Origin of the sequence: Nocardia crassostreae (assembly GCF_001613405.1) — a bacterium.
In the GTDB taxonomy this organism is placed as follows: domain Bacteria; phylum Actinomycetota; class Actinomycetes; order Mycobacteriales; family Mycobacteriaceae; genus Nocardia; species Nocardia crassostreae.
In genome coordinates this window covers 344,613-358,965 of record NZ_BDCH01000014.1, presented here as the reverse complement: position 1 = coordinate 358,965, position 14,353 = coordinate 344,613, and the positions used below count along the sequence as shown (strand labels likewise).

Annotated in this window: 14 protein-coding genes; 7 read left to right on the top strand and 7 right to left on the bottom strand. The window is 69.3% G+C overall.

Translation table 11 applies throughout. The features are described from left to right. Positions 1-31 precede the first annotated feature (31 nt). Complete coding sequence (locus NC4_RS14265; RefSeq protein WP_067537535.1) at positions 32-706, top strand: class I SAM-dependent methyltransferase; 675 nt, start codon at positions 32-34, stop codon at positions 704-706. A gap of 32 nt (positions 707-738) precedes the next feature. After that, positions 739-1,383: a pentapeptide repeat-containing protein gene (locus NC4_RS14260; protein WP_067537531.1), complete on the top strand. Its 645-nt coding sequence runs from the start codon at positions 739-741 to the stop codon at positions 1,381-1,383. A 56-nt stretch (positions 1,384-1,439) separates the two neighbouring features. Here the strand turns inward: NC4_RS14260 and NC4_RS14255 are convergent, their stop codons facing one another. From NC4_RS14255 to NC4_RS41035, 4 genes are all read right to left on the bottom strand, one after another. After that, positions 1,440-1,877: a hypothetical protein gene (locus NC4_RS14255; RefSeq protein ID WP_067537528.1), complete on the bottom strand. Its 438-nt coding sequence runs from the start codon at positions 1,875-1,877 to the stop codon at positions 1,440-1,442. Between the two features lie 132 nt (positions 1,878-2,009). Continuing rightward, positions 2,010-3,017, bottom strand: coding sequence for an alpha/beta hydrolase family protein (locus NC4_RS14250; RefSeq protein ID WP_169814798.1), 1,008 nt, complete (start codon positions 3,015-3,017; stop codon positions 2,010-2,012). Positions 3,018-3,429: 412 nt separating this feature from the next. After that, complete coding sequence (locus tag NC4_RS43945) at positions 3,430-3,561, bottom strand: hypothetical protein (RefSeq protein WP_281186284.1); 132 nt, start codon at positions 3,559-3,561, stop codon at positions 3,430-3,432. 15 nt (positions 3,562-3,576) lie between these two features. Then, positions 3,577-3,936, bottom strand: a complete 360-nt coding sequence (locus tag NC4_RS41035; RefSeq protein WP_169814797.1) for a GNAT family N-acetyltransferase — start codon at positions 3,934-3,936, stop codon at positions 3,577-3,579. A gap of 546 nt (positions 3,937-4,482) precedes the next feature. Between NC4_RS41035 and NC4_RS14240 the strand changes: the two genes are divergently transcribed. Beyond that, the gene (locus tag NC4_RS14240; RefSeq protein ID WP_157554690.1) at positions 4,483-5,724 is read left to right on the top strand and encodes a hypothetical protein; all 1,242 of its coding nucleotides are present in this window, start codon (positions 4,483-4,485) and stop codon (positions 5,722-5,724) included. 226 nt (positions 5,725-5,950) lie between these two features. Here NC4_RS14240 and NC4_RS14235 read toward each other — a convergent pair whose 3' ends face one another. Beyond that, entirely contained in the window at positions 5,951-7,081 is a 1,131-nt protein-coding gene (locus NC4_RS14235) for a glycosyltransferase (RefSeq protein ID WP_067537520.1), read from the bottom strand. 661 nt (positions 7,082-7,742) lie between these two features. Here NC4_RS14235 and NC4_RS14230 point away from each other — a divergent pair. Continuing rightward, complete coding sequence (locus NC4_RS14230; RefSeq protein WP_067537517.1) at positions 7,743-7,964, top strand: hypothetical protein; 222 nt, start codon at positions 7,743-7,745, stop codon at positions 7,962-7,964. Positions 7,965-7,969: 5 nt separating this feature from the next. Beyond that, positions 7,970-8,926 (top strand): hypothetical protein, encoded by a 957-nt coding sequence (locus NC4_RS14225; protein WP_067537514.1) that lies wholly within the window; start codon positions 7,970-7,972, stop codon positions 8,924-8,926. 395 nt (positions 8,927-9,321) lie between these two features. Here NC4_RS14225 and NC4_RS14220 read toward each other — a convergent pair whose 3' ends face one another. After that, on the bottom strand, positions 9,322-10,191 hold the full coding sequence (locus tag NC4_RS14220) for an NAD(P)-dependent oxidoreductase (RefSeq protein ID WP_067537511.1): 870 nt from the start codon (positions 10,189-10,191) through the stop codon (positions 9,322-9,324). Between the two features lie 146 nt (positions 10,192-10,337). Here NC4_RS14220 and NC4_RS14215 point away from each other — a divergent pair, with 146 nt between their 5' ends. After that, a complete protein-coding gene (locus NC4_RS14215) occupies positions 10,338-10,694 on the top strand; it encodes a winged helix-turn-helix transcriptional regulator (RefSeq protein ID WP_067537508.1) in 357 nt (118 codons plus the stop codon). 103 nt (positions 10,695-10,797) lie between these two features. Here NC4_RS14215 and NC4_RS14210 read toward each other — a convergent pair whose 3' ends face one another. Next, complete coding sequence (locus NC4_RS14210; RefSeq protein WP_067537505.1) at positions 10,798-12,561, bottom strand: FAD-dependent monooxygenase; 1,764 nt, start codon at positions 12,559-12,561, stop codon at positions 10,798-10,800. A gap of 504 nt (positions 12,562-13,065) precedes the next feature. On the opposite strand from NC4_RS14210, the gene NC4_RS14205 reads away from it, so the two are divergent. Beyond that, a complete protein-coding gene (locus NC4_RS14205) occupies positions 13,066-14,259 on the top strand; it encodes a hypothetical protein (protein ID WP_157554688.1) in 1,194 nt (397 codons plus the stop codon). Positions 14,260-14,353: the final 94 nt, after the last annotated feature.

The following is a 14,353-nucleotide window of genomic DNA, read 5'->3' as shown; positions in this document are numbered from 1 at the left end:
TCGAGTGGACTCGAGGTTGCATGGTGGGGATATGACGCGATCCGCAGAATTCTGGAACACCGTGTACGACAACGACACCGCACCGTGGGTGATCGGGCAGCCGCAGCCCGCCATCGTCGCGCTGGAACGGCAGGGGGCCATTCGCGGCCGGGTGCTCGATCCGGGCGCCGGGGCGGGGGAGCACACCATCCTGCTGACCCGGCTCGGCTACGACGTGACGGGGTTGGACCTGTCGCCGAGCGCGGTCGACTACGCGCGCGGGAACGCCGAGTCCCAAGGGGTTCCGCAGGCGCGGTTCGAGGTGGCCGACGCGCTCGAACTGGGGCGGCGGGCCGATCTCGCGGGTGATCCGGCAGGTTCCGCGCCGGTGTTCGACACCGTCGTCGACAGTGCGCTGTTCCATGTGTTCGGGGCCGAGCCCGAGTTGCGGGCGGCGTATGTGCGCAGCCTGGGCGCGGTGGTCAAGCCGGGCGGGGTGGTGCACATGCTGGCCTTGTCGACTGCCGAGCCGGGCATCGGACCGCGCATCGGGGCCGAGGTGATTCGCGAATCCTTCGGGGCGGGATGGCAATTGGAGTCCCTGGAAGCCGCTCGGTATCGCGGCCGGGCGGGGGATGCGACCCCGGAACAGATCGGCGGGCTCGCGGTGTCGCCGGAGGGGTTCGCCGATTTCGCGGCCTGGATCACACGGGTCCGGCGGCTCTGAACGTGGTCGGTGAGCCGGGTTAAGGCCGAGGAATGCCGACTGCCTTCGAGGATCTGCCCTATGCCCGTTTCGTCGAACCGTTCGAGGGTGAGTTGCGGATCGAGGGCGAATACGACTGCGTGCGGATCGATGGCCGCGAGTTCACCCATCCCGAACTCCGCCACCTGCGGTTCAACGAGTCGGTGGGCACCGGCCTGAACTTCGTCGGCGGCAACCTCTCGCACAGCCGGTTCTCCGATGTCTGGTTCCGCCAGCTGAACATGGCGGGTACCGCGCTCGGGGACAGCAACTGGCTGGACGCGGAGATCATCGACAGCGCCTGGTCCGGGGTCGAGATCGTGTCCGGTGCGATCCGCCGGGTCACCTTCGTCGGCTGCAAGCTCGACGCGGTGAACTTCCGGTCCGCCACCCTCAAGGACGTCGTCTTCCGTGATTGCATGCTGCGCGACGTGGACTTCGGCGAGGCGCGACTGACCTCGGTGACCTTCCCCGGATCGAGGGTGCAGGGCCTGCTGATGAACAAGACGGTGCTGAGCAAGGTCGATTTCCGCGGGGCCGCCATGCTCACGGTGTCGGGCGGGATCGAATCGCTGCGCGGCGCGATCGTGGACAGTGGCCAGTTGATGGAGTTGGCGCCCGCCTTCGCTGCGGCCGCCGGGCTGCGCGTCGAGGACTGACGCGGCGAATCCGCCGAGCGGGCGCTCGGCGGATTCGGAGCGCGGGACGCGTCGCGTCAGGCCAGGGCCGGGGCGACCACCGGTGCAGTGGCGCGGACCCGGTGGCGGGCGGCGAGTGTCGCGCCCGCGTAGGCGGCCGGGACGCCCAGGGCGGCGAGGGTCAGCGGGTAGTAGTGCGGGCCGATCTCCATGTTCCAGGTCGCGATGGCCGTGACGAGAGAACCGATCGAACCGAAGATGCCGAGTCCGAGCGCGTGGGCCAGCGGGCGGGCCGGGGCGAGGCGTGCGGCGACGTAGGCGCCGAGCACGTTGAAGACGGTGCGGTAGGTGACGACGGTGAGGACCATCGGCACCGAGGCGTAGATGTGGCCGGTGGGCAGGGCGCCGGTGGCTTGTAGCACCGAATCGACGGCCGAGGAGGCGATCGCAGCGACCGCCAGTCCGCCGAGGACGGCGCCGACGCTCTTGACCTTGGTGTTCTTGACGATGTTCATGGTGTGCTCCTGTGAGGTTTTTCGTTCCCCGGGTGGTGGGGTGTTCTGCCTCTTGGTCGGAGCGAGTCGCGCGGTCTCGACATACTCGGCGAAGAATTCTGAAAAAAGTTTCGGATCGAGTGAAACCCCAGTTCAGCGTGTGCGCCAATCGAGTTCGGGCCACGCGCCGTAGTCTTCCGGCCCGCCGCGCAACCATTTGTCGAGGAATCCGGCCGTCACCGCGCGCGTAATGGTGGCGGTCCGCTCGGGCGCCACGGTGCCGCACAGCATCGGGGTGCCGCCCAGGGCGGGCAGATCGGTCGAGACGTAGTGCGCGCCCGCGCGAATCGTCGCCAGGGCGAACGGTCCGGGCGTCGACTGCCCGAAGCTGATCCAGCTCGCGTGCACCATATCCCCGGCCGCCAGCACCAGCACGGGGCGATTCACCCCGGCGTGCTCGAGCTCGCTGGGCTCGAGGAAGGCCACGGACCCGTCGAGCACCACGGCCGCGCGCACCCGCTCGTCGCGCGCCGCCGCCAGCACCGCGGTGTACCCGCCGTACGAATGCCCCGCCGCCGCAATACGTTCCGGGTCGATGCGAGCGCCGACTCCCGGCAGGGCGGGCAGACTGTCGAGCACCAGGCGCACATCGCCGACGCGGGTTTCCAGCGCGCGCCGCATGGCCTCGCGATCCGCGATGTTCACCGGTTGCCCGACAACGATGCGCTCGCCGGGGAATTCGACCACCGGTGATTCACCGGTGTGATCGACGGTCACCACCAGCCACCCCTTGGACGCGAGATCGGCCGCCAGCCCCGACCCCAGCCAGCGCGGCGTGCCCAATCCCGGCGACCAGACCAGCACGGGCAGTCGCCCCGCCGCCGGATCGACCGTCGCGCCCCACGCGGCCGGTGCCGTTGCGGCAACCAACGGCGCGGCCGCCAACGCGGGCAACAAGTTCGAGGCCTGCCACGCGATATGCGCGCGCCCCGCCATCGTCCCGGCGGGCAGATACGGCGCGGGCGCCGAGCCCGCCACCGCCGGATACCACGCCGACACCATGAGCTCCCGCCCGCCCGCCGCCACCCGCGCATCGATCCGCCCCACCTGATACGCCCCCGTGGGCGCCGGAATCGCGGCGGGCGCAGGCCGCAACGGCATCACGCTGCACGATTGCGCGGACGCGGTGCACAACACCTCGACAATGTCCGCAGCCGCAGGCGCCGCAAACCAGCCGGGCCCGCTCACCACCAACGCAGCCAGCACACCAGCAACGGATACAGCGCGTACACACGGCATTCGACGACTCCTTCGGGCAGTCGGGCAGTTCCATGACAGCGGAGCGCCCACCACCGTAAAGAAGTTTGCCGAAAAATCGCGGACGGCTCGCGGGAAACCGTCGGCCCGACCGATTCACCGAACTCTGCAACAGCTCGCCGCGGTGCCCGCTGATGCAAGCCCCGAGACTACGTCGCCCCGGTGGTGCGACTCCCGATCACGTTGCCACGCTGGTGCGTCATCTGACCCCGTCACTGCGCTGGCGCGTCCCCCCGATCACGTCACCGCAAGTGCGTCACCGCTGGTGCGTCACCCGGTACCGGGTCATCGGCCCGAGCAGTCCGGGCACCACCTCGAACGGTGTCATCCCGAGTCGCTCGACCACCGCGATCGAGGCGGCGTTGCCCTCGTCGACCTCCGCGAGCACATGCGGCAGCCCGAGTTAACCGAGCCCGTAATCGATTACCGCGAGCGCCGCCTCGGTCGCGTATCCCCGCACCCAGGCGCGCGGCTCCAGACTGTAGAACACCTCGAGCCCGAGCTCATCCAACGGCCGCAACCCCGCCACCCCGACCAACTCGCCGGAATCCCGCTGCCGCAGCACCCAGATCCCGTACCCCTCGGCCGCAAAACTGCGCACACTGCCCCCGATCGCGTCGGCGATCTCCCCTGCCGCCAGCATGCTCCCATCGAACAGATACTCGCGCACGTCCGGATCGGTCCAATGCCGAAGCAACGCGGACTCGTCCTGCGCGTTCGCAGGCCGCAAACTCAGCCGTCCACTGGTCAGCACATGGTTCACACCCGGCAGGTTAGCGGTCGAACAATGCCGCCCGCCTCTGGATTTCGATGCTCGGTGCGCCCGGGAGGCACCGCCCTGGCCTTGGAGCCGCGGATGGTGGCCGCATCGTCCTGGTGCGATATGGGCATCGGCAACTCGGGCCCCCCAGCCGCGGTCGTGGTATCGGCATCGCGGAAGGGTGTCGGGCGGTGCGGATATCCGTGGTGGATCGGGCTGATGTGGATACGTGCGGGTGTCCGGTCGGTGTGGACACGAGCGGGCGCCGGGCTGTTTCGGGCACGAGGGGGGCGCGACCGGGTTTGTCCAGGGTGGCCGATTACCCGTCCTGGGGTTCGCGGCATCGGGTGTCAGGTGGTTGGTGCGCCCTCGATATCGGGGGCGTTATCGGGTGGGTGTGCCCGTCTCCGCTGTCCGGTGTGGGCTCGGTATCGGGAACTCGGCCCACACGGGTACGCCGGGAGTGAAATCGGCGCGCGCCGAACGGGATTGGTGTCGAGAATGGCGGGGTTGGAATCGATCGCGGCGGTATGCCGGGAAGGTGTGGCGATGGCTGAGGTGCTTCTTACTCCACCGGATGCCGGGGAGGTGCGGTTGCTGGCGCGTGGGGTGGCTACTGCGGCGCGGGGGGAGGGTGGGTTGACGGCATTGCAGGAGTTGCTGATTCCGGCGTTGTTTCTGTCGATGACCGGGCATTCGGTGGAGTTGGCGGAGCTGGAGCCGGTTTCGGCCGCGGAGTTCGCGACTGGGTTGGCGCGGCGCAATCGGATCTTCCGGGAGCGGATCGTGCAGACGATGCTGCTTTCGGCGCTGGTGGTGCGGCCGCTGCCTGCCACGGTGGCCGCGCGTCTACGCGAATTCGCGGATGCGCTGGGCGTGGACGACGACATGATGGCCGTGGCGGAGAAGTACGCGGACGGGGCTGTCGATCTTGCGGCTGTGGACTTCTCGCGCAACGGTTACTTGGGCGGAGTGGATGCCGCTCGGCTCCAGGCGCTGCACACCGACGGGCTGGACTCCTCCTGGAGCGCCGTGGTCGACGACCCGGCTCTCGCTGCCCGGTGGGCGGAACTGTGGGACCTGCCCGTCGGTACTCTCGGCCGTGGCGTCGCCGATTTCTATCGCGACCGTGGCTTCGTCACCCCCGGCCGCCCCGGCTCCGCGCCGCCGCTGCTGGCCCAGCACGACTGGGTGCACGTCCTCGCGGGCTACGGCACGACCCTCGAGAACGAGATCGAGGTCTTCGCTTTCATGGCCCGCGCCAATGACGATCCGCGCGCTTTCAGCCTCCTCGCCATGGTGATCTCCCTGTTCGAAACCGGCTATCTCCGTGCCGGTGCGGGTCTCTTCGAAGCCAACGAGGGCCACCTGCGCGCGACCGGCATGGCAGGCCGCCTGGCCGACGCCATGCGCCGCGGCGCCCTCACCCAGGGCAGCCACGACTTCCTCGACCTGGACTGGTTCACCCTCGCCGAGCGCCCGATCACCGTGGTCCGCACCGAGATCGGCCTGGTCCCCAAATCCGCCGCCGCCCTCTCCGCCGGTTCGGTGGGCCCCTGGCAACCCGGCGGAATCACCCCCTACCAGCTCAACTCCGCCTACACCGCCGCCACCGCTGAAGGCCGCGAATACATCCCCTGGCAACCGGATCCCACCCGCGACTGGCGGTTTCGGCGGTCATCGCATCGCCGCCAGTCCGCGCGCCCTGAGCGGCGTCGACCGCCGCCACTGACTGTGGCGGCTGGCCCGCGACGATCTCGTTGTCGGGGGATCTTCGCGGAGCCGTCGTGACCTGGCCGCCGAGGAGAGGGGATGCTCCTCGGCGGCCAGACGGCCACGCGGCCAGGTGACCAGGCTGTCACGCGGCCGAGTGGTCACGCGGCCAGGCGGCCAGGTGGTCACGCGGCTAGGCGGCCAGGCGACCAGGCGACCAGGCGGCTAGTCGGCCAAGTGGCTAGGTGGCCAGGTGGCTAGGCGGCTCGCGGCGGTGCGAGCACCAATGTTGTGGCGCAGGCGTTTAAGCGGTGCCGAGCAGGTCGAGCATGCCCGCCACGGCGGCGGGCCAGGTGAACTGTTCGGCGCGGGTGCGGGCGGCTTGGCGGCGTTGGGCCGGGGGGCGGGCCAGGACGTCGGTGACGGCGTGGGCGAAGGCGGAGGGGTGGTCGTCGGCGACGGCGCCGCATTCGGTAGTGACGATATCGGCGAGGGCGGAGGAGCGGCTCGCGACGACCGGGGTTCCGGCGGCCAGGGCTTCCAGGGCTGCCAGGCCGAAGGTTTCGTGGGGGCCGGGGGCGAGGGAGACGTCGGCGGTGGCGAGCAGGGTCGCCAATCGGGTTCGGTCGTCGATGAATCCGGTGAAGTGGACGGCGGGCAGGCCGTCGCGCAGCGGAGGGAGGGCGCGGGCGCGGCGCTCCAGGGCCTCGCGGCGCGGGCCGTCACCGGCGACCACCAGCCGGACGTCGAGCCCCTCGCGGCGCAGTCTGCCCACGGCTTCGATACTGCGATCGACTCGCTTCTCCACCGAGAGACGGCCGCAGTGCACCAGCAGCGGGTGGTCGTCCGCCCCCAGATCGGCGCGCAGTCGCAGGTCGTGGCGGTCGGGCCGGAACATGTCCAGATCCACCCCGAGCGGCACCAGTTCCACATTCGGCACATCGATGCGCTGGAACTCCTCGCGCGCGAATGCCGTTGTGCAGACCACGACGTCGTAGCTCTGCGCGGTCCGCCGATTGGCGGCGTCGGCGGCCCGGCGCGCGGCGGGACCGGGCAGCACCTGCCCGAGCAGCCGATCGAGACGCTCATGGGAGATCACCAGGCTCAGCACGTCGCGCCGCCGCGCCCAGCGCCCGAATCCCCGCAGGGTCAATCGATCCGACACCTCGAGTGCGTCGGGACGCAACCCGCCGAGCACATCGGCGACCCGGCGCGGATCGGCCGCCCGATACCCGCCGGTCAACGGAATCGCCGGAGCCGGAACGGTTATGCGCAGCACCCCCGACGCCAGCAGCTCCTCACCGCGCCGCGGCCCCGGCACGATCAACACCACTTCATGCCCGGCCGCCACATACCCTTCACCGAGATGATGCAGCGCCGTGCGAAGCCCCCCGGAGCGCGGGCCGTAAAAATTAGCCAGCTGAACAATGCGCACGTCGCCGATCGTCCAAGGCGCGAGGTTCCCGGCGGGACCCCCACGACGAATGGCAAGTGAACTCCAGCCGAAGAAGCCCCCAACTGTCCTGGCGCCGGGCAACAATTCCGCCGCGATCGGCCTGCGGGCACGTGCGCACGTTGTCCAGCCGAGATCGTGTCGGCCCTTGGTCGGCAAGACGGGCCGATGCCATGGGTGCTGCGGCGTCGAGGTCGATCCGGAACATTCCGGCGGATCCGGGCGGGACGTCCCGACATGGGTCCGGCGTGGCATCGCTCAACCGGGGTACTCGGGCCGGAGCTTCTTTCCCGGCGACCATGGCTGTGATCACGGCGGCCTGGTGCTCGCGCGGGCGGATGGCGTGGCCGGTGTGGCCGCGGGACCGGTGTGGCCGGTGTGGCCGCGGGGCGGACCGCCGAGGCCGCGGCGCCGGTGCGCGCGGACAACCAGTTTGCTCGACCCGGCCAAGCTCGCGGCCCCGGTCGATTTCGAAGGCTCGATCGCCCACGCGCGAGGCTGACCTGCGCGAAGAGAGGGCACCCGCCGTCAATTCCCGCGAATGGGTGTCTGCCTGCGGCCCAACCGGTTTGTCGCGGCCGCGGATTTGTGATCAAGTGGGATCCGAACGAGTGATCCCGGTCATCCGGGAAAGGTGAGAACCATGGGCGCCAGAGGCGAACTCGAGCACGAATTGGGTGGGCCGCTCGCGGCGCTGGATCTACTGAGCGAGGCCGAGACCGCGGAGTTGCTCGGCATGTTCCGGCAGGCGCAGCGCAAGGAGACCGCCGATATGGTGGAGGCGGTCGACAAGACCGTAGGCGCGCTGCCGTGGCCCTTGCGGACCGCGGCCAAGAAGATCATGTTCGGCAACGCGCTCGGGTAGGGGAGATGAGCGATCTGATGACCCGGGCGCAGATCACCCTGCTGTCCCGGACCTTGCACGTGCCCGCGGACCGGCTGGCGCATCTGGAGAAGATCGGCGCGGCCGGACTGCACGAATTGCAGGAGCGCATGGCGGAAGTCATTTTCGCCCGGCACAATGCGACGTTCTCGCGATTGAGCATGCTGGTGCCGATCATCCCGCTCAGCATTTCGCTGCCGCTGGTGCAGCGCATGGTGCCGCCGGTCATGGCGGGGCGCGCCGCCGGGGCGATCGGCGTGGACCATCCGAAGAAGGCGGCCGAGGCGGTGGGCATGCTGAAACCCGGCTATGCCGCCGATGCCGCGCCGTACATGGATCCGCACACCGTCGGGCAGCTGGCCGATGTGGCGCCCTCCGGGCCGGTGGTCGGGATCGTGAACGAGATCCTGCGCCGCGGCGACTATGTGACGGCCGGGCCGTTCCTGGCCTATGCGACACCGGGATTGATCAAGGCCGTGGAGGAGGGCGTCGACGACGACGAGGGAATGATCCGCTCGGCGGCGTTCTCGTACTCCAGCCAGGCGATCAGCACCATCGTGCGGCATCTGCTCAATGGGGAGGGCCGACGCATTCCCCGCCTGGTGGAAACGATCGTGCACGGATCCACCGAGTTGCGGCTGGCCGCCCTGTCGGTCTTCGCGCGCTGCGACGCCGACGTGATCGAGGGCATCGGCGACATCCTCCTCGATCTCGGCTCACCCACCGAGATAGCCGACCTGACGCGGGATTTCATTACCGCCGGTGCGGTGCCGGAGACCCTGCGATTCGTCGCGCACCTGAGCCCCTCGGCCCTCGAGAAACTGGGCGCGGCCTGGACGGGGCTCGACGCCGAGCAACGCGGTGAACTCGCGAGCGAAATCATCGAACAAGGCTTGAGCGAGCAGCTTTCAACACTGACTGCGGTATTGCAGCCCGCGAAGTGACGCACTCGATGCACGAATGCGCGGGCTGCCGGATCGCGACTGCGCAGCGCCGCCCAGAGTAGTTGGGTGAGAGCTGCATGGGAGCGTGATCAAGTCGGCTGCGCCGCACCACGATGACACTCGAGCTGCACTGGAGCGTGACTGAACGGCTGCGCCGGGGTGTAATCGCATCGGCTGCGCTGACGCGCGATCGCGTGGGTGATGCGGTCACGCAGTCGTGTGGGTTGCGCGGTAACGCCATTGGGGTTGTGCCGGAGCGTGACGCGCGCGGCCTGGCCGGTGCGTGAGTGCGTGGGATGTGTAGTGCCTGAGTGCGTGAGCTCCCGCCGCATATTTGCGGCGGGAGCTCACGCGCTATCGGCGGGGTGTTCAGCGGCCCCCGAGCGCACGCACTGTCAGCGCAGTTCCTCGATGGTGCGGGTGAAGGCGGCTCCGCTGTGCCCGGCCTGGACCTGGCGGTCGATCGACTGCTGGACCGGGGAGATGAAGTCGGTCGCCACGCCCGCGTCGTTGTGGGCGCGCACGATGGCATCGACCGCCGCCTTCTGGAACGCCAGGTACTGCACCTCGGCGGAGTAGTCACCGGCGTCGATGGCCTTGCCGTACTCGGGCAGCCCGTGCGTCATGGCCGTCAGCCACGCGGCGGCGCGCTCACCGAAGCGCGTGGCCGAGATGCCCGCGGTCCCCGCTAGGGCGGCGCCCTGGAAGAAACCGGAGAACATCAGGTACATGTTCGTCAGCAGCGCGAAGTCCAGGATCGCGGCCAATCCGGCGTCCTCGCCGAGGAATTCGGCCGCACCGAACAGCTCGAGCACATCGCGGTGGGCCTCCACGACCGACTCGGTGCCGCTGTAGAGAATCTCCGCGCCCGGGCTGCCGATCATGGGCGGAACCGCCATGATGCCGCCGTCGGCGAATCCGATCCCGTGCCCGGCCGCCCACCGGGCCAGCTCGCGGGACTCCTCGGGTGCGGTGCTGGTCAGATTGATCAGATGCTTCCCGGCCAGCTCGCCGACCACCGGATCCAGTGTCTGATGGACCGACGCGTGATCGAGCAGCACCGCGATCACCACCTCGGTCCCGCGCACCGCCTCGGCCACCGTCACCGCCTCGACCGCGCCCGCGGCCACCAGCTCACCGGCCTTGCCTGCGCTGCGATTCCACACCGTCGTCGGCACCCCGGCCTTGACCAGCGCCGCGGCCATCGCCTGTCCCATGGCGCCGAGGCCGAGCAGGGCGACCGGGCGGTACTGGGTGTTCGTCATTGCGGGACAACTCCTTCGATTTGATTTCCGTTGTGCTCGGCGCGCGCTGGAATCGAGATTGCCCCCCGTCGTGTTGCCCCACAAGTACGCACTATTTTGGCTGGATACTTACTTTTCGGTGTGTTCGCAGGCAGTGAGGACGGGTGATGGGCGAAAAGAGACACGGACCATACTTCTGCGGGATCGACGCCGCCATGGACGTGGTGGGCGGCAAGTGGAAGTCCCTGATCCTCTGGGAACTTCACGAACACAGCACCCGCCGCTTCGGTGAACTCCGCCGCGGCCTCCCCGGCGTCTCGGAGAAGATGCTCAACCAGCACCTCCGCGAACTCGCCGAAGACGGCATAGTCCACCGCGAGATCTACCCCGAAATCCCACCCCGAGTCGAGTACTCCCTCACCGACGAAGGCATAGCCCTCAACACCGCCCTCTCCGCCCTCGGCGAATGGGGCAAACGCCGCATAGCCCGCATAGACGCAGCCCGTATCCACGTCGTAGCCTGACCCCCGAGTCTGAAACGACATCGATCGGGAACTGATGGCGGACCCCACTCGACAAACGCCGCCACCAGTTCCTGGTGATCACGCGCCCAACAGTTTTGGCCGCTCACCGGGAAGAGAGTCGGCTCCCTCCCCACCGAGTGTCGCCGTCGCTCGGATAGTCAGAGACGACCACGGTCGCGCTGTCGCGGGCAAAGACCTCGGCAATCGTTGAGCCAATGCCGCGGGTAGCGGCGTTGCCCTCGAACGGCTCGTCCCGGCTGGCCGGGACGAGCCCGCCCGAATCCGGAGCGAGCATCGGCGTCACTCCGATCAGACGCGTCGGTCTGGCTGCGATCGGTACCGCTCGGGTTCGGATCAGGCGGGGGGTGCCGAACCAGCGGGTGAGGGCTTGTTCGAGGCCTTCTGTCGCGGAAGTGTCCGCGGCCCAGGCGACGATGCCGTCGGGGCGGATGAGCAGGGCCGAGAAGCCGGTGGGCTGAGCGGGTTTGGCGGTGACGAGGCGGATGTGGTCGGGGTGGCGGGCGGCCGTGGCGGCCAGGGTGGGGGAGTCGGTCAGGTCGAGGAGAATGCCGGTGCCGGTGGCGAAGTGTTCGGCGAGGCGGGTGCCGTCGGACAGGGGGAGATCCGGGGGCGCGGCGCCGACGAGGGGGTGGTCGCTGCCGAGGTCGTAGCGGTGCAGGACACCGGCGATCTTCTTGAAGACGGTGGTGGCCGCAGGGGTGGAGGCGAGGAGTTCGGTGGTGAGGGCGCGCATGGCGCGGCTGCGGGGGTCGGTGCGCATGAGGGCGACTTGGGCGCGAGTCCATTCCAGGACCCAGGCGCCGATGGGGTGGCGTTCGCCGGTGTAGGTGTCGAGCAGGTCCTCCGAGGCCCGGCCGCGAATCACCGCGGCCAGCTTCCAGCCGAGGTTGACCGCATCGCCCATGCCGAGGTTGAGGCCCTGACCGCCGAATGGCGAATGGACGTGTGCGGCATCGCCCGCCAGTAGGACGCGGCCCTTCCGATATTCGGGCACCTGGCGCGTGTTGTCGGTGAAGCGGGTCGCGGACTGCACGGCGTCGATGCGCACGCGAACTCCGGAAACCCGATAGAGGCTGTCGCGCAGTTCCTCCGCGCTGACGGGTGCGTCGCGATCGGCGGGCGGTCCGTCGACCTCGACGGTGAGCAGCCGCCCCGGCATCGGCCCGTGCACATAGATGCCGGTGGGCGTGGTGTTCCAGCCCGGTTGCAGCCCTTCGGTTCCGGTCATCCGGACCAGCGCCTGCCGCCCCGTGATCTCCGGATCCAGCCCCGGAAACTCGAATCCCGCGCGCTTGCGTACCGTGCTGCGACCGCCATCGCAGCCGACCAGCCACGCGGTGCGCACCACCCGATCACCACACGCGACCGTCACCCCCACTCCGTCATCGGTGAACTCGCCGACCTCCACCCCGCGCCGCACCACCACACCCAGCTCGGCCGCCCGCTGCGCCAGGATCGACTCGATGGCCTGCTGCGCCACCAGCGTCGCCTGCCCGGCGGGCCCAACCCCCGCGAAGGCCGCATCCTCGAGGTCGATCAGCCCCGGATCCACCATGATCCCGGCGAAATGCCCGAACACCGGCGGCCTCCCATTCGACCCCGCACCCCCGCGCCCCCCGAAATGCGCCAGCACCGCCCGCTGCGCCTCGATCAACTGCGGCAACATCCCCCGCCGATCCATCGCTTGTGCGGTAGGCGCATTGATAGCCCCGGCCTTGACCGTCATATCCGGCTCGCTGAGCCGCTCGACAACCAGCACATCCACCCCCGCCAGCCGCAACTCGCAAGCCAGCATGAGCCCGACCGGTCCAGCGCCGACCACCACCACATCACGTGTCTCGTTCATGCCCCCACTGTGCGCACCACCGTTTACCCGCCCCTTGCACCGACTTGCATCCCCCTTGCACGCGCCCCACCACCCCGCTCGATAGCCGCCGCCCAGCACCCGGAATCGGTGCAGCCGCTGATGATCAGCACGGCGACGATCCCGCGCCCGAGGCACCAGGCTCGCACCACCCGTGCGGCGCACGACCATCACCGCGGCGGTATCCATCCCGGGCAGTCGCCGCAACCACCGCGGTGCGGGGGAGCAGTCGTTCGGGCCGGACCGTGGCGCGGGGATGCGCCCTCTCGGGGGTATCCCACCGCTGGGTGACTCATGGCCGCATCCCGGCGGTCATTGGGAGTCTGCACTGTTTGCGATTTTTGCGACATTCGCGCCTCTATGATGGGCGGTCGAACGCGGGGTGTCCGGGCACTGTCACCGGAGAAACGGGGAAATGATGTCTGCCAGAGCCGAACTCGGCGATACCGCAACCCAGACGACCCGGCGCGGCTTATGACCGATTCGGTGACGCGAGCGCAGCTCGTCCTCCTGGCGCGAACCCTGCACGTGCCCGTCGAGCAGCTCGCGCACCTGGAGAAACTAGGGCCCGCGCGCCTGCACGAACTGCAACAGCGCATGGCGGGCCGCCTGTTCGACCAGCACGCACCGGTTTTCGAACGGATCAGCAATCTGGTGCCGATCGTTCCGCTGGCGGTGTCGCTGCCGATCGTGCAGCGGCTGGTCCCGGCGACCATGACCGGGCGCGCCGCGGGCGCGGTCGGCGTACAGCATCGGCGCAAGGCGATCGACGCGCTCACCCGCCTGGATGTGTCCTATGCCGCGGACTGCGCCCCGTATCTGGATCCGCGCACCGTCGGCCAGCTCGCCGACGACGCGCCCGCGGAGCCGGTGGTCGCCATCGTGAACGAGTTGCTGCGCCGCCGCGACTACATCACCGCCGGACCGTTCCTGGCCTATGCCACACCGGAATTGATCGCCGCCGTGGAATCCGGCGTCCATGACGACGAGGGCCTGATCCGCTCGGCCGCCTACGCCTATTCCAGCGAGAGCGTCAGCGCCATTGTGCGCCAACTGCTTTCCGGCCGCAGCCAGCGTATCCCGCGCCTGCTCATGACGGTCATCGACGGCTCCAAGGAACTACGTCTGGCCGCCCTGTCGGTCTTCGCCCGCTGCGCCCCCGATGTGATCGCCGCCGTCGGCGACATCCTCTTCGAGGTCGCCCCGCCCTCGGCCATCGCCGATCTCATCGCCACTTTCCTGCACGCCGACGCCACCCCGGAAATGCTGCGCTTCCTCGGCCAGCTCAGCCCCAACGCCCTGACCCGCCTCGCCCTCAACCCGATCCTCGGCGATATCGCCGAACACCTCGTCGCGACCGTCGACGGCACGAGCGATCTCTCGCTCTGGCGCGGCGTCCTCGAACCCCTCGCCCGCACCCCCGATTCCGTCCGCCGCCGCGCCGGTGCGCAACTGGCCGCCCTCGACCCGTACACCCTGGTCATGCTGCCCGCGATAGCCCAGGCCGCCCGCCTCTGGGCCCCGCTGCTCTGGGTCCTCGCTGCCACCGACGTCGACGTGCAAGCAAAGATCGCCGAACTCTGGGCCACCTCCACCCGCCTCGACCCCGACCTCCTCGAACGCCGCATCACCGACCAGCGCCTCGCCACCCTCACCGCCACCCTCCGCATCCTCCGCTGATCCGGTGGGCAGGTAATGGTGCAGGCAAACGTCGAGAGGGTTGCTGCACGATTACCTGCACGCGGGGTGGAAACCCTTGTGTGGTGGCTGATTC

What these genes read in the sequence shown, in the direction of transcription:
- NC4_RS14255 (WP_067537528.1), bottom strand. Translation starts at nt 1,877, where the DNA reads ATGAACATCGTCAAGAACACCAAGGTCAAGAGCGTCGGCGCCGTCCTC.
- NC4_RS14260 (WP_067537531.1), top strand. Translation starts at nt 739, where the DNA reads ATGCCGACTGCCTTCGAGGATCTGCCCTATGCCCGTTTCGTCGAACCG.
- NC4_RS14215 (WP_067537508.1), top strand. Translation starts at nt 10,338, where the DNA reads ATGGGCGAAAAGAGACACGGACCATACTTCTGCGGGATCGACGCCGCC.
- NC4_RS14240 (WP_157554690.1), top strand. Translation starts at nt 4,483, where the DNA reads ATGGCTGAGGTGCTTCTTACTCCACCGGATGCCGGGGAGGTGCGGTTG.
- NC4_RS14220 (WP_067537511.1), bottom strand. Translation starts at nt 10,191, where the DNA reads ATGACGAACACCCAGTACCGCCCGGTCGCCCTGCTCGGCCTCGGCGCC.
- NC4_RS14210 (WP_067537505.1), bottom strand. Translation starts at nt 12,561, where the DNA reads ATGAACGAGACACGTGATGTGGTGGTGGTCGGCGCTGGACCGGTCGGG.
- NC4_RS14230 (WP_067537517.1), top strand. Translation starts at nt 7,743, where the DNA reads ATGGGCGCCAGAGGCGAACTCGAGCACGAATTGGGTGGGCCGCTCGCG.
- NC4_RS14265 (WP_067537535.1), top strand. Translation starts at nt 32, where the DNA reads ATGACGCGATCCGCAGAATTCTGGAACACCGTGTACGACAACGACACC.
- NC4_RS14225 (WP_067537514.1), top strand. Translation starts at nt 7,970, where the DNA reads ATGAGCGATCTGATGACCCGGGCGCAGATCACCCTGCTGTCCCGGACC.
- NC4_RS14250 (WP_169814798.1), bottom strand. Translation starts at nt 3,017, where the DNA reads ATGCCGTTGCGGCCTGCGCCCGCCGCGATTCCGGCGCCCACGGGGGCG.